The 25019-nt window shown below is 70.6% G+C and carries 23 protein-coding genes; 9 read left to right on the top strand and 14 right to left on the bottom strand.

Going from position 1 to position 25019, the window contains the following annotated elements; genetic code table 11:
* Positions 1-20 precede the first annotated feature (20 nt).
* From ACZ6ZI_RS38805 to ACZ6ZI_RS38795, 3 genes are all read right to left on the bottom strand, one after another.
* Entirely contained in the window at positions 21-3089 is a 3069-nt protein-coding gene (locus ACZ6ZI_RS38805; RefSeq protein ID WP_469529489.1) for a Tn3 family transposase, read from the bottom strand.
* Positions 3090-3190: 101 nt separating this feature from the next.
* Positions 3191-4432: a zeta toxin family protein gene (locus tag ACZ6ZI_RS38800; RefSeq protein WP_469529554.1), complete on the bottom strand. Its 1242-nt coding sequence runs from the start codon at positions 4430-4432 to the stop codon at positions 3191-3193.
* Between the two features lie 171 nt (positions 4433-4603).
* Positions 4604-5023, bottom strand: a complete 420-nt coding sequence (locus ACZ6ZI_RS38795; RefSeq protein WP_469529488.1) for a restriction system modified-DNA reader domain-containing protein — start codon at positions 5021-5023, stop codon at positions 4604-4606.
* A 220-nt stretch (positions 5024-5243) separates the two neighbouring features.
* On the opposite strand from ACZ6ZI_RS38795, the gene ACZ6ZI_RS38790 reads away from it, so the two are divergent.
* The 4 genes from ACZ6ZI_RS38790 (at position 5244) to ACZ6ZI_RS38775 (ending at position 8484) form a co-directional block, all read left to right on the top strand.
* Complete coding sequence (locus tag ACZ6ZI_RS38790) at positions 5244-5993, top strand: hypothetical protein (protein ID WP_469529487.1); 750 nt, start codon at positions 5244-5246, stop codon at positions 5991-5993.
* A 67-nt stretch (positions 5994-6060) separates the two neighbouring features.
* Positions 6061-6651, top strand: coding sequence for a hypothetical protein (locus tag ACZ6ZI_RS38785; RefSeq protein WP_469529486.1), 591 nt, complete (start codon positions 6061-6063; stop codon positions 6649-6651).
* Positions 6652-6835: 184 nt separating this feature from the next.
* Complete coding sequence (locus ACZ6ZI_RS38780) at positions 6836-7606, top strand: ParA family protein (RefSeq protein WP_469529485.1); 771 nt, start codon at positions 6836-6838, stop codon at positions 7604-7606.
* Positions 7606-8484 (top strand): hypothetical protein, encoded by an 879-nt coding sequence (locus ACZ6ZI_RS38775; RefSeq protein ID WP_469529483.1) that lies wholly within the window; start codon positions 7606-7608, stop codon positions 8482-8484. Before ACZ6ZI_RS38780 ends, ACZ6ZI_RS38775 begins: the two co-directional genes overlap by 1 nt.
* A gap of 84 nt (positions 8485-8568) precedes the next feature.
* Here the strand turns inward: ACZ6ZI_RS38775 and ACZ6ZI_RS38770 are convergent, their stop codons facing one another.
* The 11 genes from ACZ6ZI_RS38770 to ACZ6ZI_RS38720 all read right to left on the bottom strand — a co-directional run bounded on the left by ACZ6ZI_RS38770 (position 8569) and on the right by ACZ6ZI_RS38720 (position 19080).
* Positions 8569-9039: a hypothetical protein gene (locus ACZ6ZI_RS38770; RefSeq protein ID WP_469529480.1), complete on the bottom strand. Its 471-nt coding sequence runs from the start codon at positions 9037-9039 to the stop codon at positions 8569-8571.
* A 157-nt stretch (positions 9040-9196) separates the two neighbouring features.
* A complete protein-coding gene (locus ACZ6ZI_RS38765) occupies positions 9197-9703 on the bottom strand; it encodes a hypothetical protein (protein ID WP_469529475.1) in 507 nt (168 codons plus the stop codon).
* Between the two features lie 77 nt (positions 9704-9780).
* Entirely contained in the window at positions 9781-12003 is a 2223-nt protein-coding gene (locus ACZ6ZI_RS38760; protein WP_469529474.1) for a chromosome segregation protein ParM, read from the bottom strand.
* 81 nt (positions 12004-12084) lie between these two features.
* Positions 12085-12468, bottom strand: coding sequence for a conjugal transfer protein TraB (locus tag ACZ6ZI_RS38755; RefSeq protein ID WP_469529471.1), 384 nt, complete (start codon positions 12466-12468; stop codon positions 12085-12087).
* A gap of 3 nt (positions 12469-12471) precedes the next feature.
* Entirely contained in the window at positions 12472-14730 is a 2259-nt protein-coding gene (locus ACZ6ZI_RS38750) for a hypothetical protein (protein WP_469529468.1), read from the bottom strand.
* A 269-nt stretch (positions 14731-14999) separates the two neighbouring features.
* A complete protein-coding gene (locus tag ACZ6ZI_RS38745; protein WP_469529465.1) occupies positions 15000-15215 on the bottom strand; it encodes a hypothetical protein in 216 nt (71 codons plus the stop codon).
* Between the two features lie 8 nt (positions 15216-15223).
* Positions 15224-15688, bottom strand: a complete 465-nt coding sequence (locus ACZ6ZI_RS38740; protein ID WP_469529463.1) for a hypothetical protein — start codon at positions 15686-15688, stop codon at positions 15224-15226.
* An 89-nt stretch (positions 15689-15777) separates the two neighbouring features.
* On the bottom strand, positions 15778-17592 hold the full coding sequence (locus ACZ6ZI_RS38735) for a hypothetical protein (RefSeq protein WP_469529461.1): 1815 nt from the start codon (positions 17590-17592) through the stop codon (positions 15778-15780).
* 63 nt (positions 17593-17655) lie between these two features.
* Positions 17656-18075 carry a hypothetical protein gene (locus ACZ6ZI_RS38730; RefSeq protein ID WP_469529459.1) on the bottom strand — a complete coding sequence of 140 codons (420 nt, stop codon included), beginning with the start codon at positions 18073-18075 and terminating at the stop codon, positions 17656-17658.
* The gene (locus ACZ6ZI_RS38725; protein WP_469529457.1) at positions 18072-18551 is read right to left on the bottom strand and encodes a hypothetical protein; all 480 of its coding nucleotides are present in this window, start codon (positions 18549-18551) and stop codon (positions 18072-18074) included. The genes ACZ6ZI_RS38730 and ACZ6ZI_RS38725 overlap by 4 nt, the downstream gene beginning before the upstream one ends.
* 103 nt (positions 18552-18654) lie before the next feature.
* Entirely contained in the window at positions 18655-19080 is a 426-nt protein-coding gene (locus ACZ6ZI_RS38720) for a hypothetical protein (protein ID WP_469529455.1), read from the bottom strand.
* 550 nt (positions 19081-19630) lie between these two features.
* Here ACZ6ZI_RS38720 and ACZ6ZI_RS38715 point away from each other — a divergent pair.
* From ACZ6ZI_RS38715 to ACZ6ZI_RS38695, 5 genes are all read left to right on the top strand, one after another.
* Entirely contained in the window at positions 19631-20515 is an 885-nt protein-coding gene (locus ACZ6ZI_RS38715) for a sigma-70 family RNA polymerase sigma factor (protein WP_469529452.1), read from the top strand.
* A 6-nt stretch (positions 20516-20521) separates the two neighbouring features.
* On the top strand, positions 20522-21409 hold the full coding sequence (locus tag ACZ6ZI_RS38710) for an integrase (RefSeq protein ID WP_469529449.1): 888 nt from the start codon (positions 20522-20524) through the stop codon (positions 21407-21409).
* Positions 21410-21995: 586 nt separating this feature from the next.
* Positions 21996-22190 carry a hypothetical protein gene (locus ACZ6ZI_RS38705; RefSeq protein WP_469529447.1) on the top strand — a complete coding sequence of 65 codons (195 nt, stop codon included), beginning with the start codon at positions 21996-21998 and terminating at the stop codon, positions 22188-22190.
* Positions 22187-23314, top strand: coding sequence for a hypothetical protein (locus ACZ6ZI_RS38700; protein ID WP_469529445.1), 1128 nt, complete (start codon positions 22187-22189; stop codon positions 23312-23314). Before ACZ6ZI_RS38705 ends, ACZ6ZI_RS38700 begins: the two co-directional genes overlap by 4 nt.
* Positions 23315-23506: 192 nt before the next feature.
* The gene (locus tag ACZ6ZI_RS38695) at positions 23507-24928 is read left to right on the top strand and encodes a replicative DNA helicase (protein WP_469529442.1); all 1422 of its coding nucleotides are present in this window, start codon (positions 23507-23509) and stop codon (positions 24926-24928) included.
* Positions 24929-25019: the final 91 nt, after the last annotated feature.

The raw sequence follows: 25019 nt of genomic DNA, 5'->3' as shown, positions 1-25019 counted from the left end.
TCGCCCTCGCGGCGCCCTGCTCATGGGGCGTCACGGCCGCCCACGGACTGATCGCTTCGGCGCGGTCCGGCTGCTCGTGAGGCCGGGGCTGAGGACGGCTCGCCGGTGCGCGGGCCGGGCACTGAAGCCGCCACGGCGGTAACGAGGTCGAGGTGCGAGTTCATGTCCAGCTCGAACCGGCCGTAGGGGTTCACGTGCGTCCAGAACAACGGTGACAGGGCCCGCCGGTCGGCGTCGGTGAGCCGCTTCTGCCACTTCTCCTCGCTCAGGATGTCCTGGAGGAGCAGGGTATTGACGTGCACCAGCGCGGACTGGAGCAGGTGCAGGGCAAGCATCGAGACCTCCTGGGACTCCTTGTCGGAGCCGGTCAGGTCGCCGTCCTTGCCGTAGAACAGGTCGTGGTTGGCGGAGTTCCAGTTCTCCACGACCTGGAGCCCGTCGTTGATCTCGCGCCGCAGCTCGGCGTCGGCGAGATAGTCGCAGATGAACGCGGTGCGCACCGCCCGGCCCAGTTCCTCGATCGCCCGGTAGGTGGGGTGCTTGGGGCCGCCTCGGGTGAAGCGCCGCAGGACCTGCTCGGCCTCGGCGGTGCCCAGGCGCAGGGCGGTGGTGTACTTCACGATCTGGTCGTACTGCTGGGCGATCAGATCCCAGTCGATCGTCTTGGTCGACAGCACCGGCGCCAGGTGCGGCCAGGTGTCGTCCTCACCGGCCGCCGGCCGGTACAGCCGTGCGGAGCCGACGTTCTTCAGCCTCGGCAGCAGGTTGAAGCCGAGCATGTGAGCGAAGGCGAACCCGACGATGGACGCGCCGTGGGTGTCGGTGTACTGGCGGTCGATTTCCACGTCCGTGCAGTGCCGCAGCACGCCCTCGATCATCGCGGCGACCTCGGAAGCGGAGCAGGATTTGAGCTGGGAGTAGACGCACAGCGACTTCTTCTCGACGTGCCAGTAGATCATCACGCCGGGGCCGCGATAACGCTGGTGCCACTCCGTCATGAAGTTGCTGGACCAGGACCCGAACTTCTTCGAGTCCGACGCGCACGCGGTGCCCTCGCCCCACCAAGCCTGATCGCGGGCCGCGAAGGTGGCGTTGACGAGGCGGACCAAGGCAGCCCGTAAGTTGGTGCGGTTGACGAACAGGTGCCGCACCCGGCGCAGGACAGCCTCGCTCTCGCCGTGCTTGCCGGTGACCGCGACCCGCTTGATGCCCATGTTCGTGCCCAGCGCGAACAGAACCAGCAGCAGCCGGCGCCGCAGCACCGCCTTCGGGACCGCCTCCCTCGTGGCGACCGAGGCGAACTCCGAGGTGAACCCGGTCGCGAACTCGGCCTCCTTCAGGATGTCGATCAGGTCGATCGTGCCCCACCGCCGTTCGATCTCCGCCTTCAGCGCCACCAGGTTCTCCGGCTCCATCTGCTTGCCCAGCGGAGAGACCTTGATCCACGGCTCGCCGTGCCTGCGGACGATGTCCACCCCGCCCGTGGTACCCAGATCCAGCGCGGTGTCGAACCGGGTCAACGACTCCCGCAGACGCTTCTTCAGGGCCCCGATGAACGCCCCCGGGTCCTGCGGCTGGCGGATCGCGTCGTAGTGCACATCGCGGTTGTCCTCGAAGTCCGGCGGCAGGTCGTCCTCCGGGTTCTGCCATCGGCCCGCGCCCGGCACCCAGATCTCCCGGCGCCGCAGCGCGTCCCGCAGAGACACCAGCACACACAGCTCGTACGGGATCCGCTCGACTCGGCCGCGCTCGTCCACCACCGCCTTGCGCCACTCCTCGCGCACCACCCCAGCCAACGGGATCCGCTCCGACTCCTCGAAAAACGCACCCTCCTTGGCGATCGGCTGGTCCAGGTACCGCTTCAACAGGTCGATGGCGTCCATCACCGGCCGGTAGGCGGTGTTGTTGCACTTCAGCTCCAGCGCACCGAGCAGCGGGGACAGCATCCGCCGCCAGTGCCCCGAGTACGAGGACCGCAGCACCGTACGCACCCGGGCCCGGTAGCGGGCCTCGTTCGCCGCGGCCTCCGCCGCCAGTGCCTTCAGCGTGGACTCCCCGGCCACCGGGAAGATCACCTTGCGGACGGTGCCGCCCGGCTCCGCTACCGCTGCCTCCGCCAACCTGAGCAGGATGCCCTCCTTACCGCGGACCCGCTTGAGGTCCTTGGTGAACTCGCCCTCGACCTTCTTCTCCGCCCGCGTGTTGATCCGCTGCACCAACTGGATGAACAGCTCCACCAGCGAGTCGGTGATCTCCGTCTGCCGCACGTGGCACAGCGCGGCCAGCAGGGTGTACCGCACCGGCCCGGCCGCCGCCCGCAGGTCCGAGGGGTACTCCTTCGACGCCCGCGCCCGCCACGCTGCCACCAGCTTCTCGGACACGTCCCCGAACAGCTCCGGCGCCAGCTCCAGCGCGCGCACCCGCTGGAGCTTGTTCACCTCCGCCAGCAGACTGTCCAGGCCCAGCGCGCCCGGGTCCGCCTTCAGCTCGGAGAAGAACGAAACGCCGCCGCCCGCCGCGTCCTCCCCGCCAGCGTCCTCGGCAACCAGATCGTCCAGCCGGGAACGGGTCACCGCCGACAGCCGGTCCACGGTGGCCGCGCAAAACCGCTCCTCAAAGGCGGCAACCGCCGACCCGACCAGGCGAGCGATGCGGCCCGGCGTCGGCGGCTCCATCCGATCCCCCCGGCAGCGCACCACCACAGCCTCCGCCAGCCGGTCCCGGTTCAGCTCCACCCCGCACAACTCCGCCGCCAGCCACTCAGCGAGCTGGGCCTGGTCCTCCGCACTGCACTCCCGGAACCCGAACGCGCCCCGGATCTCCACCCGATGCCGCTTGATCGCCCGCCCCTGCCAGTCGTACCCGCCCCACTCCTCGGCCGGCACCTTCACCTGCTGGGCCACGTACGACACCGCAGGCGCCGGAATCTCCCCGGGGCTCTCTGGGAACCGGGCCTCCACCTCGAAGAACTTCAGCAACAACGCGAACCCCAGCCGGTTCGCCCCCGACTTGTTCCGCAGCCGCTCCTGATCCTCCTCCAGCAGCGTCCAGACCTCGATCAGGTCCTCCGGCTCCCACTCCTGCCTCACCCCGCGCTCCCTCCGGTCGTCGTGACCGGACCAACCTCGCGGAACCTCCCCTTCAACAACCCCATAAGATCGAAAACCCGGACAAGCGCACCCCCATTTTGCTACAGAGAGCTACTTGTCACTTCGCGGCAGCTTCGGGAGGACAGGGCCTCGACCACCGCGTTGCCCCGGCGCGCACGCACGTCCGCCTCGGCTCGGGCCTGCCAGGCCCTGCAGTCCCCCGACAGCCGCACGTCGACGGTCCGCGGTTCGGTCCGCAGCAGTTCTAGGTAGTCGGGGTGCGCCTCCATGAACGACTCCGGGCGGACCCGCGCCGGCCGCGCCAGCTGTGCCCGGCGGACCAGGCCAGCAACGTGGGTATTGCCCGCTCCCGGCTGGCCGATCACGTAGACGACGGCTGGCTGTTCCTGCGGCACGGCCCGGTCCAGGAGAGCGGGCGCGATCAGTTCCTCGTAAATCCAGTGGTGTTCTTCGGCCGACAGCCGGTGGTAGTCCACTCCCGGTGCCTCTCGCCGTGGCTGGGCTATGCGCTGCACCGGCTGGGCCAGGGCGTGGGCACGCTCCGAGTCACGCTGGACCGCCAGCCCCCAGTCCTCGGGGAAGGCGCCGTCCGGCGCCGTGCGGAACGCGCGACGGTCGGCATCGGCCAGCGCACGGCGGAACCGGCCGGTCTCCTGCGCGCCCCACGGACGTGCCCGCTCGGCGAGAACCACCTGCCCGGCAGCCGCCGGGTGTCGCCACCGCCCGCCGGCCATCAGCTCGTTGCAGTACAGGGCCGGGCCTGCCGCTGCGGCGCGACCTACGACGGTGACCCGGTCCGCGAGTGCCTCGGCCTCGCACACCTCCAGGGTGACCACCAGGCCGGCGGCGCAACGGTCGTGGTTTTCATATGACACGTACCGGGCCCGACCTGCCTTCGCCAACCGCAGGTAGCGGTCCAGCACACCGAGCTGGCTCACTGCCTCCGGCACCGCCAGGGCGACGACCTCGACGCGGTAGCCCGCCTCCCTGTACGCCGCCGCCGAAGCACGGAACGCCTCGGGGTCGGCCAGCGGCGTCTCCACCACCACATCGCACCGCAGCTCCCGCGCCGCCACCTCCACCTCGGCCTGCCACCAGTACGTCTGCGGCCGCACCCTGACACCTGCGGTGCGTACGTCCTCTTCCAGGAACCCCTGGTAGAAGGGGTGGACAGCCTTGTACTCGTCGTGGTCCACCCGCACCGCGCCACCGCGCTGGCCCAACGCCGCGTGGACCACGTCAGTGACGCCCGTCTTGCCGCTGCCCGGCTGCCCCGCGACGAACACGACCACTGGCCTCCCCTGCGGTACCGCACCGTGCACCGCGCCCGGGAGCACCTTCGCTGAAAGGACCGCCTGGGCCCAGCCGTCAGCCAGGTCCACGGTTGCCCTCGAAGGGGGTATCGGCGGCGGGGGATGGGCCGGCGAACTCACGTACTCCTCCACGAACAGACTCGGTGCGGGAACAGAGCGGGCCAGGCGTCGTGGTTCGGTTCAGTCCTGCTTCAGCTGCTGGCGGAGCGCGTCGAGGGTGTCGCCGTCTCCGGTGCGCCACAGCGTCCAGCCGTTGGTCGGCGTCTGCGTGATCGCGAAGGCTGCCTTCGACGGCGAGGTGTACGGGGTCGCGTGGCCGTCGACGATCAGCCGCCCATCAGCCGTCACCGTGGCCACGGCCTCCCGCCCAGCCCGCCGCTGCCGGAACGACAGCACGTCGCCCTCGTGCAGCAGACCCGCCAACAGCAAGTTGGCCAGAGGGCCCTGTGGGGCCACCTTCCGGCTACCGCCTGACGCGCTGGCGGCCGTTGCGCTCTGCGGAATGTCGAGGGACAGGGTGATGTGGATGGTCTCGTCCGGCCCCGCGGTGGCCAGCTTGGCCAGCATGGACGGGTCGAAGTGGAAGCTCACGGTAGCCATTGAACGCCTCTCCCCCAGCAAACAGGTTCTTCCCCTAAACACTCTAGCGCATAGTGGTCAGGAGAATTTGGGGTCTCGGCGCCACCGAAACGGGCAGAAGAGGAAACGGTCAGCCCTTCCCTGCCGGCTCCCCCGTGTCGACGAGAAGCGTCACCACCGGCATGAGTGACGGGCCTGCCAACTTGAGAGGCGCGCGGGTTTTCTGGCAAGACTGACCACCATGGGACAGACGGCGTGGGTGAACTTCTCGGTGGCTCTGGACACCGATCCGCTGATTCGGCTGCTGAGAGTGGCGGAGGCCGAGCGGGAGCGCGAGGCGCAGTGGCTGGAGAAGCAGCGGGAAGAACGGCTGTCGGGACTGTCCCGGCGTGAGGCCACCCGCGTCCGCCGGGAGATCCGGGTCGAGCTAGCAGGCAAGCGGGCCCGCGGGGAGCTCGGCGGTAGTCGGGACCTTCTCCTCGCCCAGGCGCTGCGCGAGGAGTTGCGGATGCGCGGGCTGGACCGAACGTGGGAGGAGCCACCGGAGGGCGAACTGAGCGCGCCGGGTCGCCGCTGGGGGACCGTCGCCAGCAAGCCAATGGGGGAGGGCGGGTTCGAGGAGAGCCTGTCCGTGCGGCTGCCGTCCGCGCTCGCGGAGACGGTGCGCCGGGCCGCGTACTGGACGTCGAGGGAGGCGACGGAGGCCCTCCAGGAGTGGGACGAGCGGTGGGGACGAGCGGGCGAGGTCGTGTTGCGGGACGCCGCCTTGGACGGTGTGCCCGGTGAACTTGCCGTGATGGCGGCCGCGATGCGTCCCTCTGCCCCGCAGGCGGCGCTGGCGGCCCGAAACAAGCTGCGCAGCCAGATCCTGACGGTCGGGGACCTGCTGCGGGCCGCGGTGGACCGTGCCGGCCGGGAGGGCCAGCAGACCGAGGTACCAGTTCAAGCATCACCACGGCCGCCTGTCACGGTCGACCCCGTACAGGGCTGATCCGTCACGGGCACCACTCGTGACGACCCGGGGACGGTAGAACGATGCTCGCTTACGGTGCGGCACCATGCGTACCCTCCTGCCGCGCCGAGGCGGCCGTCCCACCAAGCTCTCCCCCGAGGTCGTCGAACGGCTCGTCGCCGCGTCCAAGGCCGGCGGTCCCACACGGATCGCCGCCGCGTACGCGGGTATCTCCGAGCGGTCCTTCATGAACTGGATGGCCCGCGGACGCCGGGCGGTGGAGGCCCACGACGAGGACGACCGTCAGCCCGACAAGGCCGACCTCCCGTACGTGGCTCTGTTCGAGCAGGTCTCCTGGGCCCGCTCCGAAGCCGCGCTCCAGGCCCTTGCGCAGATCCGCTCGGCGGCCCGGGACAAGCTCGTCCTGGACCGGGAGACCATCCGGCACGACCCGAAGACCGGGAAGGTGGTCTTCTACCGAAAGGAGCGCCACATCCAGGCCGGCGACTGGAGGGCAGCCGCCTGGTTCCTGGAGCGCGCCTATCCCCAGCACTACGGCCGGAACCGGCAGCGCAGCGACTGGGAGGACGTCCTGGACCCGCCCGCGCAGGCGGCGGCCGAGCCGGTGCCGGATCTCTCCGCCCTCGCCGAGCGGCTGCAGCGCACCCTCGACGAGAGCACGCCCCAGGACGGTTGACCGTGGTTGATGCGGTATTTGCAGTGCCCCACGCGCGCGCAAGGCCCGCCGGTCTCACGAGGTCCGCGGGTTCGTGTGACCGGCTCCGGGCTGGCGGCGGCGCGGTGGGCTCGGGGCCGTGTGTTGCTCTGGCAGGATTTGACCTGTCCGAGTACCCACCCGGGGAAGCCCACGGAGGAGTCACATGTCCCCCGCTCAGCGCGCTGCGGTCGATACCGCCCTACGCCGCGCCAAAGTCATTTCGTTCTTCCAGCAGAAGGGCGGTGCCGGCAAGTCCACCGACGCCGTCAACGTCGCTGCTGTGATGGGCGAGAACAATCCGCCCTCGTCACCGGATGCTCCCTGCCCGGTCGTCGCCGCCGGGATCGACCTCCAGGGCTCCTTGGAGAAGTGGGCCCGCCGGGTGCCCGAGGACCGCCTGCCGTTCGACTACATGGTCACCCGAGGCAAGGTCGGCGAACTACGCAAGCTCGTCGAAGACCCTGATGTGCTGCGGGTGATCGTCGACACGCCTGGCTTCGCGGACATCGATCCCGACGCCGAGATCGACGCCCTCGATCCGCTGGGCAAGGGTCCGGCCGCGGAGGCGATGCGTGAGGTCCTGGACTTGACCGACCTTGCCCTGGTGCCGATCGTGCCCGTGGAGACGCTCACGCATGATCCGGCCGAGTACACGATCGAGCGGCTGTTGAAGCCCCGCAACATCCCCTTCCGCATCGTCATCAACAACTGGGACTCCGGCACGGACCGCACGAGGGCGGACCTGCGGGAGATGCAGGAGTGGTGCACGACGCGGGGGTACAAGTACATGTCGCAACCCATCCGCCGCTACAAGATGCACGCCCAGGCGCCGGACAAGGGACTCACGGTCATCCAGTACCCGGAGAGCGGCACCGCGCTCCGGGCCCGCGAGGACTTTTACAAGCTCGCCCTCGGCGTGGAAGGACTGATCTGATGGGCCGGGGACGAGGCGGTTCCGCGGCGGAGAAGTGGGAGTACAAGAGCGCCGTCGACATGGCCAAGGCGCTCAAGCCGCTGAGCCGTCCGCTGTCCACGCAACCGATAACGCTCACGTCGGATGAGAAGGGCATCCTCGCCCAGTGCCACGCCGCGGTGGACACGCTCCAGTGGGCGTTCTGGCTGGCAGGCAAGGCGCTGGAGACTCTCCGCGAGGGCAGGCTCTACCGGGCCGAGTGCGCCAGCTTCGACGACTACGTCTGGAAGCACTGGCGGATGAAGAAGGCGTACGCCAACAAGCTCATCCGGACGTGGCGGATCGCGGAAGCCGTGTTCGAGCTCCTGTCGAACGAAGTGGCTCCAATTGGAGCCACCAAGAAGCCGAGCCCGCTGGGCGCCAACGCCGAGAAGGCCCTCAAGGCGCTGAACCAGGCCCAGGTGTGGGAGTTGGTTCCGGTGGCGGACACCTGGGACGTCGACGCGGCAGTTTTGGTCTACAAGACCACGCTCGAGGTCGACGGCGTGAACGTCACCGCCAAGCTCCTCAGCGGTGCCGTCCAGGCCCTGCCGAGGGGTGACTTCGACGAGGAGCAGGTCGCCGACCACGTGCGGGCCTTCGTCGAGTCGTTTGGCGAGGACGATGACGACGACCCGGCCGATTTCACCGCGAGGGTGGAACGGGCGGTGCCGTCGCTCTGGGTGCGCCGGCTGGCGAAGAAGGACACTGCGGCCGCGCACCGCTACCTCGACGAGCTGCAGGCCCAGATCGACAAGGTGCGGGAGGAGCTGACGGCGCCGGCCGAGGTTGCCCTGCCGGAAGCACGGCGCGGCGGAGCGGACCCGGTCGGGGAGGGTAAGGAGCACGCCGCGACCTAACGGCCTGGCCCCTGAAATCAGAAAAAGCGGCCCCGTCCGAGGACGGGGCCGCTTCGTGTTGTTCAGGGGTTCTTTCCGTTCCCCTCAGGGGTTGTTGGGGCTCAGCAGCGTGGCGGCTGCGGCGATGAAGACGACGGACGCTTCCTTGGCGGCATGCCGTCGGGCGTTCAGCTCGGTCCGGTCGGTGGCCTTGCGCAGCGCGTACGTGGCGTCTGCGGCCTGCTGGGCGGGCCCGGCCAGCTCGGGTACCAGAACCTGGAGGCGGATGTGGGGCGCGGTGATTGCCGCCCGGGTGTCGTGGGACTTCGTCTGGGCATCCAGCTGGTGCTCGGTGCCCGCCTCTGTCAGAGCCAGCCGCTCCCGGTGGAACATCGCCGAGCGGTGCGCGTCCAGGGCGGCCGCGAAGTCGGTGACGGCGCCGAGCTGGTCCTGGCGGTGGCTGTCGGCGCGCTCCTCGGCCCGTGCGGTGCGTGCCGAACGGTGCTGGAGGAGGCCGGCGGTCAGGGCACCCGCAAGGGTGCCGAGCACGGCAACGATCGAGGGCCATATGGACATCTGGTGTTGGGTCCTCTCGGATGGCTGGTCCAGCGGCAAAACCACGGGCCTGTCGTGGAACGTGACGAGACCCCAGGCACTATCACTGCCAGGGGTCTCGTGGCTGGTACAGATGGAAGGCGCTCAGTCCTGACATGCGATCGGATCGAGGCCGGGGTCAGCGGCGGAAGTCGTTGTTCGTGCGGGCGATGACGCCGCGGGTGGTGGTGCTGACGTTGGTGTGGTCCTGGCTGACCGGGCCGGCGTAGTGGTGGTGGTGCTCGGCTGGCGCGGCGGCGACGGTCTCCTTGGCGCTCCTGAAGACCTTGGCCAGGGCGGCGAGGACGGCGACCGGGGCGCCGCACACGAGGGCGACGACGAGCGGGTCGACCTGGCCGATGGTCCACATGACCAGGGAGATGGAGCCGCCGATGGGGACGGAGGCGAGGCCCGCGGTGAGCATGAGCGCGCTGGCGTCGGTGGCCTTGGCGCTCATCGGGGGCCGGCCGGGTTGGGTGACGGGCGGGGCGGTGCCGACGAGGGGCACGGGGCTGGTATCGCGGTAGAAGGTGGCCGGGGCTTGGGGGGCGGGGCGGTAGGCGTCGTGGATGAGGCGGTACGCCTCGGCGGCCGCCTGGTCGTCGCTGAGCGGCGTACCGGCGGCGGGCTGGCGGTCATGGTGCACGGGGCTCTCCTCGGTCGTCACAGGGGTGTGGAAGTGGCCCCGGAGGCCTCTCCGGGGCCCTGGTACGGTGCTGGGGTTCAGTTGCCGACGTGGGCGTCGTAGGCGGCGGCCGCGTCATCGGCGGTGACGCCGTCGCCGGTGATGGCGTCGATGACCATCTGCCGGTCGGCGTCCGGGAGCATGGACAGGAAGGAGGCGACCCGGTCGGCGGCCGTGGGGCTCTTGCGCCGGCTGCCGGTCTTGGCGCCGGCACCGCCCGTGGTCTTGCGCGTCCTGCGGCGGGGCGCCGAGTCGCCGTCCTCGCCGTCGTGCTGGTCCTGGTCCTCCTCGTCCTCGAGGTCGGGGGCGTTCCAGTCGCCGAGGAGGCCGAGTTCGTCCAGCTTCCGGGTCTCGTACGGGGTCAGGTGCTGGTCGGCTTCGGGGAGCAGCTCGGCGAGGTTCTGCTCGGCGTCGGGGCCGGACAGGTCGACATAGAGGGTGCGCATCAGGACCGGGCGGCCCTTGATGACGATCCAGCCGACGCCGCCGATGCCGGTGGCGTCCTCGGGGGACTCCTCGCCGGCGATGCGCTGTTCGATGGTGAGCCGAGTGCCGCCGTACTCGCCGGGCAGCGGGTCGGGGATGTACTCGGCGGGGACCAGGCCGTCGAAGGCGCGGCGGGTGGCGGCGGCGTCGCCCATGTTCAGGACGACCGGGCGGGAGTTGGCCTTGAGCTGGTTGCGCATGGTGCTCGTGAAGCCGTCGTCGACCTTCATGTCCTGGCCGGCGGGCTTGAAGCCGATGCCGTACTTGCGGCCCTTCACGCCGAGGAGTTCGCCGAGGAGGGTGATCCGCTCGCCGTACTTCTCGTCCTTGGACGCGGCCAGGTACTCGTCGACGTCGACGGTGAGCCCGCTGTAGGGGCAACCGGGGTCGTTCGGCTTCCAGTCCCGGACGGTGCCGTCCGCGCGGGGCATCGCGCCGCGGATGTCCATCAGGGCGACGGCCGCGCGGAGCATCCGCCAGATGTAGAGCGGGCCGACGCCGTGGCGGTCGACGTGTGGGGCGAGCAGGGCGATCTTGCCGTCGGGGGCCTCGGTGGCGACCCAGTTCACCATGCCGGCGTTGGCGGCGGCGGCGATGCCCAGGACGATGAGCTGGGACTTGCCGGAGCCGGAGGCGCCGGCGGTCAGGCCCAGGGCGATTCCCTCGGGCCGGTGGACGCGGCCGCGGACGTAGGAGCCGTCGTAGGCGACGCCGAGGCGCCAGAAGCCGGCGGCGTCGGGGGTGACGTCGGCTCGGGTGGCGTGGCGGACCACGACCAGCGGGGGCTCGTCGCACACCATCACGTGGACGCGGTGGCCGTCGACGTGCGCGAAGACGCGGAGTTCGTCCTTGTCGGCGCCGAGGGCGGTGCACAGCTTGGCGGGGTCGCAGCGAGGGGCCTCGGTCTCGTCTTCCATCTGGGCCACCCAGTGGGTGACCCCCCGCTCGTCGTCACGCGTCTTGTAGTCGAACACCGCGCCGGGGATCGCCTTGCCGGGGCGGGCGATGTTCTTCGCCCACCAGTCGGCGTCACTGGGGCCGGCCTTGGCCGCCCGCCGGTGCGCGTCGGGCGTGACGATGATTTCCGCCCAGCTGGGGCCGTAGGCGGTGCCGTCGGGGCCGTGGACGGTTTCGCGGACCTTGACCGCCTCGGGCGGGACGCCGAAGGCAGCGCCGACGGTCCGCTCGTCCAGGTTCGGCACCGCGCGGCCGTCGGGGGCCTTGAGGAGCGCGGAGAAGTCGATGCTGGTGCCGGGGTGGCGCTCGATCCGGCGCAGCTCGGTGGAGCCCGGGCTGCCTGCCCGCTCCCACATGCCGCGCAGCTGGCGGGCGAACTCGCCCTCGGCTTCCGGCTCCTGGTCCTCCTGCTCGGCAGTCTCCAGCTCGTGCAGGGCGGCTTGGGCCAGGCGGAGGTTGCCGGTGCGGGACAGGGGAGCGAGCAGGCCCATGGTCACGGCCCAGCCTCCGGCGAGGGCAGCGTCGATTCCCCACCCGGTGGTGAAGACGGCGGTGATATCGACCGCTGCGGCGGAGACGAAGGGAATGGCCCGCATGACGGTCGTCAGCAGGCCCGCATCCGGGTTCTCCGCCTTCTTCCATGCCCGCACGCCCATGATTCCGGCGGGAATTGCGGCGGTGGCGAGCATGGCGAGGTTGGCCGGCCCGGAGGGGTCGACGTTCGGGGCGATGGTCAGGCCGAGAACGGCCGCCCCGTAAACGGCGCGCTCCAGGTGGACGCGCCGGGCGATGGCGTGCCCGAGGGCCACGGTCGACATGAAGTGTTCCTCCTTACTCGGTTCGGGAATGGAGAGGGGAGGGCCGCCGAATTGCGGCCCTCCCCTTGGGGTATTGCGGTGCTACTCGAAGAAGCCGGGCTTCGGCGTCTTCGTGGTCCGGTTGCTGCGGATGTCGTCGAGCTCCCCGTACTTCGCCCGGTGGACGGCTGCGGCGTGCCGGGACAGGCGTGCGCCTTCCTCGGCCGCTGCCTTCATCCGGTCGGCCGCGAGGGCGGCACCGCCCAGGAGGACGGACACGCTGGCGGTGAGCTCCACGTACTTCGGGTCGCCGTCGGCGTGCTCCAGCTGCTGGGCCGTGAGCAGGGCCTCCGCGGAGTGCGCCTTCATCTTCAGCTTGACCTGGGTCAGGCCCTCTGCGGCGGCGTCGAGCGCCAGGGCGAAGCCCTTGAGCTTGCGCTGGAGGCCGGCGTAGCTGTTGTCGGTCTGTCGTGCGAGGTCGCTCATCTCTCACCCCTCGTGGTGGGCGGCGGACGACGCGTGTGCGAGGTCCGCGTTCTCCCTGGCGGTCTGGTCGCGGCGGTAGTCCGAGTTCACGGCCCGGGCGGCCATCACGGCGCCCTCGTCGGCGGCCTTGCACTCGGCCGCCATCCGCTCCGCCTCCTTGCCCATGCGGTCTGCCTGCTCGGCGAGGTTGTCGAGGAGGGCCATCACGGACGGGTCGGTGACGTTGTGGCCGTCCTGCAGCTCCTGCTGCATCTCCTCGATCGCCTTCACCGTCGCGGCCATCGTCTTGGCGACGGCATCGGCCTCCCGGGCCGTCTCGCCGACGCGAACCGCGATCTTCGCCATCGTCAGCAGGTAGCCGTTGAGGTTCAGCTCCGTGCGGTGCCGGGCCGCAAGTCCGGTGAATCTGGGGTTCGCTACTGCGCTCACGGGCGCCTCCTTGGTGTGCGTAGGGCCGGCCGCCGGTGCCCCGGCGGGACGCTGGGTTCCCGGCCGCTGCGTGTGCGGCTCCGGCGCCCGGGGAAGCCCGAGCGGGCCGATGCCGATCCCCGCGGGAGCCTTTGGCTTCGGCTGGGCTTCGTCATCGCGGACCCACAGCCACGGGTCCCAGATCGGGCCGGTGGTCTTCTGCGCCGACGTCCAGGCGTCCTCCCGCTCGTACGAGAAGCCGCCCGGGCCCTGACCAGCACCGGGGCCGGGGCCGGGGCCGGTCGTCGGGCCGGGGCCCGCGCCGTAGGTACCGGTCGTGCCGGGTCCGGCCTTGCGGTTCTTCTTGCGTGCCTTGGGCTTCTTCACCCGGGGCTTCTTCTTGCCCGGCCCCTTCCGCCCGGTGGGCGACTTGGGCCGCGTGGACTTCTTCTTGGTCTTCGCCGGACCGGAGGGAGCACCGGGCCCGGGGGCCGGCTTCTTCTTCGGCCGGGGCTTCCTGACCCGGACCTTCTTCGGCCGGACGGTCTTCTTCTTCGACGGCCCACTGCCGGTGCCCGGCCCGGCAGGAGAGCCGGAGCCCTTGCCGGGCCCGGCCTTCTTCGGGCTGCGCTTGCGGATCCGGACCTTCTTGGGACGGGCCGTCTTCTTCGACGGGCCGCTGCCGGGACCGGACGAAGACGTCGGCTTCGGCTTGCCGGAGGTGCCAGCCGACGAGGAGCCGGTCGGGCCGGGCTTGGGCTTCTTGCTCTTGCCGCGCTTGGCCTTGGACACCACCGGCGGGGCCATCCCGTGCTTGCGCCGCCTCTTCAAGCGCCGTGCCGCGGACTCCGCCAGGGCCTGGCCGAGCGTGGTGCGGTCCTCGCCCTCCTTGTCGCCTTCCTTCTGGGCGCGGCGTGCTCCCTTCGCCTCCAGGCGGGCCTGCCGCGCCTTCTGCTTGTTGTCGCGCGCCAGGTCCCGGTCCTTGGTGCGGTCGGCCAGGCCCGCGGCCTGCCGGGCCGCCCGCCGTTCCATCCGCGCGCTCTGGCCGGCGGCCTTGCGCTCCTGGCGGCCGCGGGCTCGTTCCATGGCCGGGCTGGACGCGGACGAGCTCGGCGACTTGCCGCCGGTCGGCGCCTGGACCCCGGAGCCCTTGGCCCCGCCGCCCGCGCCCTTGCCCGCCCCGGAGGAGCCGGAGCCCTTGCCGGAGCCGGACGGGGAACCGGAACCGGAATTTCTGGTTCCCTTGTCTTTCCCGGAGGAGGATCCACCGGCACCGCCCGGGGACTTGGTGCCCGCACCCTTGCCGCCTGCTCCCGCCGACTGCGAGCCGGTGGATGCTCCGGGCTTGCCCTTGCCGCCGCCCGGCCCGCCGCTGCTGCCGGAGCCGGCGCCGCGGCCCGAGCCGCCGGCGCCCGTCGAGCCGCCGGAGCCACGTCCGCCGCCCCCGCCGGCGGCCTTGCGGCCGTACTCCTGGCTGGAGGGGACCGCACTCTTCGCCCTGGCCTCGCGACCTTGGTCGCCGAGCTTGCGCATGGCCAGGGCGTGCTCGGTCTGCTGCTCCAGGCCGGCGACCTTGGCCTTCATCTTCGCCTCACGCAGCGGGGCGGCCTCGGCGTGCTCGGCCATGCGCCGCGAACGCCAGTCGGAGACCACCATCGCCATCCCGCGCATCGCGGCCAGGGCCACGGCGAGCGGGGCCGCGATCATCAGGGCCCCGCCGCCACCGGAAGCGGCCGGGGCAGGGCCGGGTGCGCCCGGTAAGCCGGGCATCGGCGAGGCGGCCGGCGCCGCGGCCGGGATCGCGGCCGCGGTCTCGGCGGCCGTCTCCCTCGCCGGGATGACCGGCAGCTCCATCGTCGTCTCCTCCGGCGTCTCCGGAGGAGCGGTCCGCCGGGGCGGGGGCAGGCCCGGCATCCCGGCCAAGCCCCCCTCCCGGCTGGGGAGTCGAATCAGCTCCCCGCCATCCGAGTCGTCTGTCATGACCCCTCTCTCCTGTTGACAGAAAGTGACCGTCTCGTGTACGCGCGCGCGTGTCCGCGCGTCCGTGTGTCCGCGCCTCCGGTTGGGGCAGCATCAGGGCCGCCCTCCCGGGGGAGAGCGGCCCTTGACGCATCACGCGGTGACTACTGGCGGTGACGGGCGCAGAAGTTCTCCAGCGTCCTTGCGAGCTCGACGAGTGGCGCCTGATTGCCGTTCTGCTGCTCCCGTTTGGCGACCGCCTTGGCCGACTCGAACCAGGCGAGCAGCACGCCCCACTCGCCGAGCCGGGCGGCGTAGTCGGCGATCCGCTGCTCGTGGTGGGCGTCCTGGCGAAGGCGCCGCGCCTCCGCCTTCGTCATCGGAGCACTCACGCGGCGCCCCGCTTCGACCGGCCCAGGTCGTACAGCGAGCCCGCGACCTGCTCGTCCTCGCCGTCCTTGCTGGTCAGGGCCTGCGTGGTCTTGTGCAGGGACTTGGAGGCCAGTTCGCCGAACGCGGCGCTGCGCTGCGCCCGGGCCAGCCGCTTGGCCTTGCGCTGCTCGGGCAGCTGCTGGACCAGGGCGGTGTGGTCGGCGTGCGCGACGAGCAGGGCCTCCAGCGCCTCGTACTGCAGCTTGGCTCCCTTGACCAGCTTCTTCGCGTGCTTCTCCAGCTGGCGGGACCGGCGGGAGGCTGCCTTGAAGCGGTCGCCCTCGATGTGCTGCTTGCGGTAGGTCGCGCGGACCGCGGCGAGCAGGTCGTCGTAGACCTCGTGGTCGGTGCGGTGGGACTTGCGCCGTTCCTGGACGAACGCGGCGAGGGCCTCGGGGGTCAGCAGGTGGGACAGGTCCATCGGTTGATCTCCTTCTGGGGGAAGTGGGCCCGCCGTCTTTCGGGGGCAGAGAGCGGGCCCGGCCCGCGGCGTGCTTTACCGCCGTCGCGTCAGGTGCGGACGGCGCGGATCTGGTTGCGGACCCACTCGGGGTCCAGGCCGCCGAACTCGGCGGCGAGAGCGGTGGGCGAGGGGGTGCCGCCCGCGTTGAGGATTTCGGCGGCGCGTGCCCTTACCGCTGCCCGCTGTTCGGCGGTACCGCCGCCGGGGCGGCCGCCCTTACCGGTGCCGGGCCGAGCGGTCTTACCGCCCGGCTTACCGCCGCCGGGCGGGCGCGGTTTACCGGTACCGGTAGAACCCGGATTACCGGTACCGCTACCGCCCGGATTACCGGTCGGGTTACCGCTACCGGTACCGGCCGGGCTACCGGTGCTTTCACCGCCCGGGTTACCGGTGCTCTCCTCGTCCTCGCCGCCGGTAGGGCTACCGGTGGCGGGCGCCGGTTCGGCGCCGGTGTGGTCGTTCTCCAGGAGGCGGTGAACCCGCCAGACGATGACGACCACGACGAGCACCGCGACGACGATCAGGCCGACGCTCGGGTGCTTCTCCCCGCCGTCGACGGTGATGCCGGCGCCGGTCATGTCGGCCACGTGGTAGGTGATGTTCGTGGCGGCCATGAGGCCGAGCGCGTACGGCACGTCCTTCTTCATGCGGAACGCGGTGACCGCGTAGACGTCCAGGCCCAGCGGCAGGGCCCAGCCGGCGTCCCCTATCGGGGTGTCGCCGAGTCCGACGAGCCGGGCGAAGGCCCACTCGCCGGACGCGGTCAGGATGATGACGGCCACCAGGGCCGTCCACACGCTGGCCGCCTTGACGTACTCGCTGGTGGCCTGGGTGCGTTTGAGGCCCGCCGCCCGCCTCTCGGCGACCTTGCGGGCCTCGCGGGCCGCGGCCAGCTGGCGGTTGGCCTCCTTGAGCTTGGCGTCGGCCTCCAGGCTGACCCCTTCGGCCGCAGCCCGGGCTTCGGCCTCCACCTGCTCGCGCAGGCCGGCGAACTCGGCGTCGAGCTCATCGAGGCGGGCCAGGCGCTGACGCTCGTGCTTCTCGCCGAGCGCGTGGAACTCCGCCTCGATCTCGGCCCGGGACTCCTCGGCCTCGGCGCAGGAGCGTGCCAGTTCGCCCTCGATCTCCGTGCGTCGGGTGGCGAGGTCCTCGTCGAGGTCGAGCCGCGCCTGCCGGCGGGCCAGGTCGAGCTCGGTGTCGAGCGCGGCCCGGGCCGCGTGGATCTGCCCGGCCTTCTCCTGCGCCTCATCGACGATCTGCGCGGCGTCGGCGAGGGCCTTGCTGTAGGCGGCCTCCGCCGCGGTGCGGCGCATCTCCACCAGCGCGGTGGCCCGCTCCTCGGCCTCGGCCAGGACAGCGGCCACCTGCTTCTCCGCGTCGGCCAAGAGCTGGCTGGCCTGGGCCTCGGCGGCCGCGATGGCCTCCTCGGTCTCCCGGACCGCCTCCGCCCGGGCGGAGGCGCGGATCGTCTCCGCTTCCTCCCGGGCCGCAGTGCGGGCGATGGAGCGGACGTCGTCCGCGTCCGCCTCGGCCCGGGCCAGGCGGCGCCGCGCCTCTTCGGCGACTTCGGCCAGAACTCGCCTGGCGTCGGCGGCCGCCGCCTGCCGAATCGTGTGCGCCCGGGCCTCGGCGCCCTGGATCAGCTCCGCGGCTTCCTGCGCCCCTGTCCAGCGGGCCGTGTCGAGGATGTCGGCGGCCCGGTCGCGCAGGTCCGCCTCGCGGAGCTGCTGCTCCTCGCGTACCTCCGGGCTGGGCGGCACGGTCTCCGCCGCGGCCGGGCCGCGCGGCGGTGGGGTCGTCTTGGCCGGCGGCTTGCGGGCCGCCGTCTTCCGGGCGTTGCGGGTGCCGGTACGGGCCGCCACGCTCCACTCCTCTCATACGGGTGGCCGCCCGCCTGGGCGGCCACCATGTGCGTGTGCGGCCTGTCAGACCCTGGCGAGGCGGTCGGCCATGCGGTCGACCACCCCGGTCATCCGCAGGCCCGCCCGCTCGATGCGCAGCCGGAACAGGCGGTCGCCACTGCGGCGCAGGCCCTCGTCGGCGCGGGCGAGCGGCCCGCGGATCACCAGGTGCAGGTGCCACTCCAGCCGGAGCGCCTCGACGCCCCGGACCGCGCGCAGCACCTTGGCCACCGCGTACAGCGCGAACACGTAGCCGAACAGGCCCACCGCCACCGTGCGGCGGCCGGCCGTGGCGACGAGCCCGCCGCCGGTCCGTGCGGCCACGGCGATGTCCGTCAAGTTCTGGTAGGCGTCGAAGTCGGCGGCCGACCAGGTCTCCACCGGGCCGTGGCTGCGCCGGAACTCCTCCATGGCCGTCTTGCCGGACTTGAGCAGGGCGCTCATGCCGTCACCGCCTTCGCGTTGGCGTCGGCGACCGGGGTGTCGGCGGCCAGCGGAATGGTGGAGATGACCGTGCCGCTGGCCAGCGGGTGGCCCTCCCCCGGGCTCCAGTCGTCCTCGGAGATTCCGTAGCGGAGCCGGGCGGCGGCCTTCGCCCCGCCCTTGGTCCGGTGGGCGCTGATGGCCTCACCGTCGTGGAGCAGGATGTAGATGGGGCCCGCGCCGTGCTCGGCCTGGCGCAGCTTGCCCAGGAGCTGCTGCACCTCCCGGGCCTTCTCCTCCAGCTCCTTGTGGAACCGCTCGGCGAAGGCCCGGGCCTCGTCGCGCTCGGCGAGGGCCGTGTCCCGCTCTTCGCGGGCGGTGTCGCAGTCCTTCTCCATGGCGACGGTCTCGTCGAGGGCCGTGGTCAGGGCGCCCTCGGTGGCCACCAGCTCCTCGTACGTGCTGGTGCGGATCGTCTTGAACGGCCAGAGCTTCACAGCTGGCCACCCCCCATCGAGAACCCGTTCCTGCCGGACTGGTGCGTGGACTGGCGGTTCGTCTCCGCGAGGCGGCGGGAGAGCTCCTCGCGCTCGGCCTCGGTCATGCGACCCGCTCCATGTACTCGTCGTCGGCCTCGCCGTACGCGGCGAACGCCGGGTCGAGGTCGATGGCGTCGACCAGGTCCTCCAGGTCGCCGGCCGTCAGGTGCTCGCGGCCCACCGTGATGCGGACCGCGATGTTGCCCTGGCCCATCGAGCCGACGATGCCGACCTCGGCCGGGGTGTAGGCGATCGAGGCGTTCTCCAGCTCCCCGGCCAGCCGGGGCAGCAGGCTGGCGGCCTCCGGCTGCAGCGTCACGTCGGCGGTGATCCGGCCCGGGAGGACCGTCAGCGCCAGCCGGACGCCGAGCTTGGCCAGCCCCTGGACCTCGTCGAACAGGCTGAACGCGTCGGCGACAACGTCGTCGAGCGCGTCGACCGCAGCCTGCGGGCGGATCGGGGCGGCGGAAGTTGCGATGATGGTCATGCGGATTCAGCTCCCTAGCTGGGTGGATCCGTGGACCCCCGGCACACATGGCGCTGCAACGCCGTGCCGGGGGTCGCGCCGTCTGTGCGGCGCGGTGAGCAGATGGGGAATCGCACCCTCGACCCCACCCCTGGGGTCCTCTACAGATCCGCTCTCGGGTGCCGTGCGGCCAACCCCCCGCTCAAGACCACACCAGCCGGGAAATCCGCTGGTGAGAGGGTCGTCTCGTCGTAATGACGGCAGGGGCGCCGCGCCCGAAATTCAGTCCACTGTTGAGTTCAGAAGCAACGAGCGACCATCCATCACCCCGCTCGGGAGAGCGAGTTCACCGGGGCCGCCAGGGCATAGCTGTGCTGTGCAATTCGCCGTGGGATCGGCGTTGTGGTGCGCAATGACGCTCTGACGTGCAGATATAGCGTTCGCAAGGTCCGTCTTTAGCGAGCTAAAGCGGCTGCTGAACGAAACAGTAGGGCGGCTCCGCCCGAGCGTCAACCACCTTGAAGAGGCGTCTTTAGTGCGCTAAACATGACCCCAGAAGGGAGGCACACACATGGACGACAAGCTCGACGCGGCACTCGACACCGCGCTTTCCGATGTACGGGCCCTGACCGATCCACTCCAGCGGGCGAAGAAGGCCCACCAGATCGTGGGCCGGCTGCAGGACTACGAGGGCCAGGTGCAATCGGTCCGCAACGAAGCAATGAACGAGGCCCTACGCACGGGCCTGACCAGCAACAAGGACCTGGCGACGGCGCTCGGTATCAGCGCCGGCCGCGTCAGCCAGCTGGCCAAGGGCGCTCCCCCCGAGAGGCTCTTCCTCGGCAGCGGCCGCGTCATCGTGGCGCTCGCCGAGAAGCTGGAGGAGGGGAAGCTCGAGGACGGCAGCGACAAGGCCATCCAGGGCCCGGTCATCGCCACGGAGGACTTCCAGACGTACGAGCACCTCCGGGGACTCGCCGAAGAAGTTGGCCTGGAGATCTCGTTCGAGCGCATCCCCTTGGGCGGCAACGTCAAGTTGAACCGTCCGAACCTGGTCGTGATCTGCGGTCCCCGCCTGAGCCCCCTGATCGAGCAGATCCTCGAAAGTGACCCTCACCTGCGCTTCGACAAGGACAGCAAGGGCTGGTTCCTGACCGATCTGAACAGCGGTGAGGTCTACCGCTCCCCGATGGACAGCGGGCAGAACCAGGACATCGCCTACTTCGGCAGGCTGCCGCGCCCCGACGGCAAGGGCACCTTCCTGTACATCGCCGGCATCCACGCCCGCGGCAGCGGTGGCGTCGTCCACTGGCTGAACTCGGAGCTGGAGAACGTCCACCGCGAACTCAAGGCCAAGAGGTTCTCCGTTCTGATCAGGAGCACCTACGACCCGGAGACGCTGGACATCGTCGCCAGCGAGCGGATCACCCCCTTCTACCAGCCTGAGAGGGCGTAACCCACCGTGCAGGTCACCGTGTCGTCGGCCAAGGGCGTCGGAGCCGAAAACGAGGATGGGGTCTTCGTCGGCCCGGGCGTCGTCGTAGTCCTGGACGGCCTGTCCGCGCCGAGAGACCTGCCGATGGCGTGCAGCCACGGCACGCCTTGGTACGTCCGGCAACTCGGTGCACGTCTAGTCGCGCTGATGGGCGACGAGGACCAGGCGCTTGTCGAGGTACTTCGTGGCGCGATCGGCGACGTCAACTCGATGCACGCGAGCACGTGCGCCTTGGACCAGGAAGCGGTGCCGGCCGCCACGGTGGTCATGCTCCGCGAGGGCCGTGGCGCGGTTGACTATCTCGTGCTGTCGGACTCGGTACTGGTCCTAGATGCGGCCGGAACGGTCAAGGCCGTGGCGGACACCAGCGTCGAGGATGTCGCAGGCCCCGAGATGGCTGCGGCCCTCTCCGGGCCTGCGGGTACTCCCGAACGGGCAGCTAGGGTCTCCGAACTCGTAGCCGTGCAACGGGGCCTGCGAAACAAGCCTGGCGGGTACTGGGTTGCGGCCACCGACCCGGCCGCCGCCGATCACGCCATCACAGGTAGTGTCCCGGCCTCCAAAGTGCGGCGGGCGGCACTCCTGTCAGACGGCGCCAGCCGCCTCGTCGATCTCTTCCACCAGCTCTCGTGGGAAGAACTGCTGGATCTCCTGGATGCCGAGGGGCCGGCGGAGCTCATCGCCCGGACCCGAGCCACCGAGGAATCCGACCCGGATGGCACTCGCTGGGCCAGGTTCAAGGTTGGTGACGACGCGACAGCGGCCTACGTTCGGTGGGATGTGCGGCACTCCGGCGCCACCCGACACACCCAGAAGTCGCCTGGTGGCCCCTGGCACGCAGGCGAGGGTGGATGATGGCCCCGCATCCGAGTAACCGCGCTGCTGCGCGGCGAAGCCGACGGACCCGAGAGGCCGACATGACCGAGCAGCTGCTCCGCAGCCAATTCTCGCTGCCGTCGGCCCCGTCTCTTTCGCTACAGCAGACTGTTGCCCGGCCCGCCGCGCGGGCCGTCGGCACCGATGCGTTCCCGCTGGGCGGATCTTCCGATTGTTCGGAACCTGCCAGGCGGGATACGCGTTCTGACCTGCGCCGACACTGTTGCATCATCCTCGGGTGGTGCCCGTACCACGTGATCCCCGGTTACCTCAACCGGGAGAAGGACCGGACGATGAACGTGCACGGACGAGGCCCGTAAAGGGCGATGGCCGTCACCTGCGCCAACAGGGACGGCCATCTAAGTCACGACTCACCCCAGGCCCTAGGAAGCCACTGATCTGAGTCGTACGTCGGCGGTAACGCCGGGCACCTGACCTCGTCGAGGCCCGGCTACCGATAGCAGGATAGCCAGCTTCCTACGGGAAGTGCAGCATCTCCCTCGCTGACCTGGTCACCTGCCCCTCCGCCGACGTATGACTCCCTACCCAGGGAGACCCGCTCCACATGCACCGCCAGATGCTCGCGATGGCCGCGCCGGGAGGTGTCCGCTTCGGCGGATACGACGGCGCCATGAAGCCCGCGACGCTAACCATGCCGGTCACGTACGACACGGCCATGCTCTTCACCAACACCGCCGGCCGCACGATCGCGGCCGCCATGAACGCCCCCGTCCGGTCCGCCTCGGGGGTGGCCCGATGACGAAGTTGCAGCAGCCCCGCGAGACGTGGGCCCGGGCTATCGAGCCGGAGCCCTCGGTCACCATCACTGAGGAGACCTTCTTCGGGCACGGCTGGCAGCCCCTCACGATCTCCGTGCTCCAGGCCCTGTGGTTCATGCCGCCGGGGGAGGAGTTCGACGTCCCTGAGCTTGTCGGCTGGTTCCGCGCCCTGGGGTGGAAGTCCGCGAACGGCAAGCCGCTGGGCGAAGACGCCGTGCGGCGGGAGCTCGCGCTGATCCGGAAGGCCGGCTACATCCGCACGTTCCGCGTCCGCCTCGAGGGCGGGCAGCTCGGGGGGGCCCGCTACGAGATCTCGAAGCGCCCGAAGCCGCCCCAGGAGCAGATCGAGTACATCCTCGGCGACACCGTAAAACCGCAGGTCACACCTAATGCCTCTATTGAGGGGGTCAGGTCCGCACCTGATGCCTCCAACGGAGAAAACCGCAGGTCAGACCTGATGCCTCCAATGACCAGGTCAGGTGGATCGCCTGCCCAGGCGGATGCGGCAAAACCGCAGGTCGCACCTGATGCCTCCAATGGCGGTTTCCCCCCCACACCCCCCCTGGAGGTGGTGGATACCACCTCCCCCAACCCCCTCACGCCCCTCGGTGCTCCCTTGGGCCCCGACAACCCCGCTGCGCGGGAGGAGGAGGCGGACTCTGAGTTCGACGCCGAGGCCGTCGCCGCCGCTGCGGAGTTCCTCCAGGAGATGCCCGCACCGTGGGCGTGCGGTCGGCAGACGGCACACCGGCTGGCGCCGCTGCTGGCGCGAGTTGCAAAGGACCAGGGCTGGGAACTCGACGACGCCCTGGTCCAGGAAATTACGAAGGGCCAGCTGCCGAATGCCCCGGTGGCCACGCTGAAGAAGCGGATCGAGGACCTAGTCCGTCGTCACCGTGCCGCAGCGACCGCTCGTACCGTGCCGAGCCAGAGCAGGTCCTCGGAACAGCTGGTTTCCAACCTGCCCGCCTACTGCGGTGACCTGGACTGCGACGAGGTCACCCGGATGCGGACCGTCGAGGACGAGCAGGGCTGGCGCACCACCGGCCTGTGCGACGAGTGCCACCCGGCCCGCGTCCGGCAGCCGGCTGCCGCGGGCGCCTGACGTGAAGATCGCGTACGGCCCCCTGACGGCCTAAACGATCAATGGATGCCCGGAAGGGCCCGAGGACCCCTCATCGACGCGCTGAGGGGCGCTCAGGCCCCTTCTCGGGCCCGCCTGAACACGCCAACGGCGGCCGGATTCCTTGCCCAGGCCCGGCCGCCGCTCGAAAACTCCCAGAACGGAGCTCCACACGTGAGCATCGCAGACGTTGCCGACAACGCCGAGCCCGACTCCTTCCCGACCGACGAGCCGGCCTTCGAGGACGGCGGCTTCGACCGCACCCCGCCCAACGACATCAGCTCCGAGCAGTCCGTCCTCGGCGCGATGATGCTGGCAACTCGGGACGACGTCGCCCGGGTCATCGACGAGATCGCCGCGGAACTGCAGGGGCCCGAGGACTTCTACAAGCCCGCCCACGAGACGATCTACCGCGCGATCATGGACATGTACGCCACCAGCACCGCCGAGACGGCCAAGATCGACCCGATCACCGTCGGCGCCGAACTCACCAAGCGCGGAGAGATCGCCAAGATCGGCGGTGCCTCTTACCTGCACACCCTCGTCCAGACCGTCCCGACGGCGGCGAACGGCCCGCACTACGCGGCCATCGTCCGCGAGCGGGCCGCGCTGCGTCAGGTCATCCAGGCCGGCACCCGCATGGTGGCGATGGCGTACGCCCAGACCCAGGACGCCGAGAAGATCGTCCAGGATGCGATGGGGCAGGTCCAGGCCGCCGCGACGAACACTGTCGAGGCCGCGCCACTGCTGTCGGTCGCCGACCGCTGGGAAGGCTTCCTCGACGAGCTCCAGGCCGGAGCCGACCCGAATGCCCTCGACACCCCGTGGATCGACCTCAACGAGGTGATCCAGCTCAAGCCCGGACAGCTGATCACCGTGGGTGCCGCGACCGCCGGCGGCAAGTCCCTCTTCGGAATGAACCTCGCCTCGCACGTCGCCCTCAAGCACAACAAGCCCGCCATGGTGGCCAGCATGGAGATGGGCGGCAGCGAGCTGATGGCCCGGCTCACCGCCGCCGAGGCCGGCATCAACCTCGACAGCCTGGTCCGCCGCAAGCTCACCGAACGCGACTGGGACCGCATCGCCAAGGTCTCCGACCGGCTCTCCAACGCCCACAACTTCGTCCTCGACGACTCGGCGAACCTGACCCTGTCGAAGATCCGCGCACGCATGCGGTGGATGACCGCCCGCGGCCACGCCCCCGCGATCGTCGTCGCCGACTACCTCCAGCTCATGACCCCCGAGGGCAGCGGCAAGAACACCAACCGAGCCCAGGAGGTCGCCGAGATCAGCCGCGGCCTCAAGCTCATCGCCATGGAGTTCAAGGTCCCCGTGGTCGCCCTGGCGCAGTTCAACCGAGGCGCCGTCGGCCGCCGCCCTCTGGTCAGCGACTTCAAGGAGTCCTCGGCCATCGAGCAGGACAGCAACATCATCATTCTGCTGCACCGCGAGCTCGCCGAGGACGGCACCGACACCGGCCCCAAGGCGGGCCAGGTCGAGGCCATCGTTGCCAAGAACCGCAACGGAGCCTCCGGCCGCATCGTGGACCTCGTCTTCCAAGGGCACATGGCTCGGCTCGCCTCTATGGGCCGCTGACCTGACCTGCACGTTTCCCGTTCCGTGGGTGCCTGGCGACACAGGCACCCACCTATCCCAGGAGAACGCGTGACCGACAGCAAGCCGCACA

Source organism: Streptomyces sp. NPDC103540, assembly GCF_055584445.1.
The sequence above is the reverse complement of the archived record's forward strand: the minus strand, read 5'-3'. Positions and strand labels throughout refer to the sequence as shown.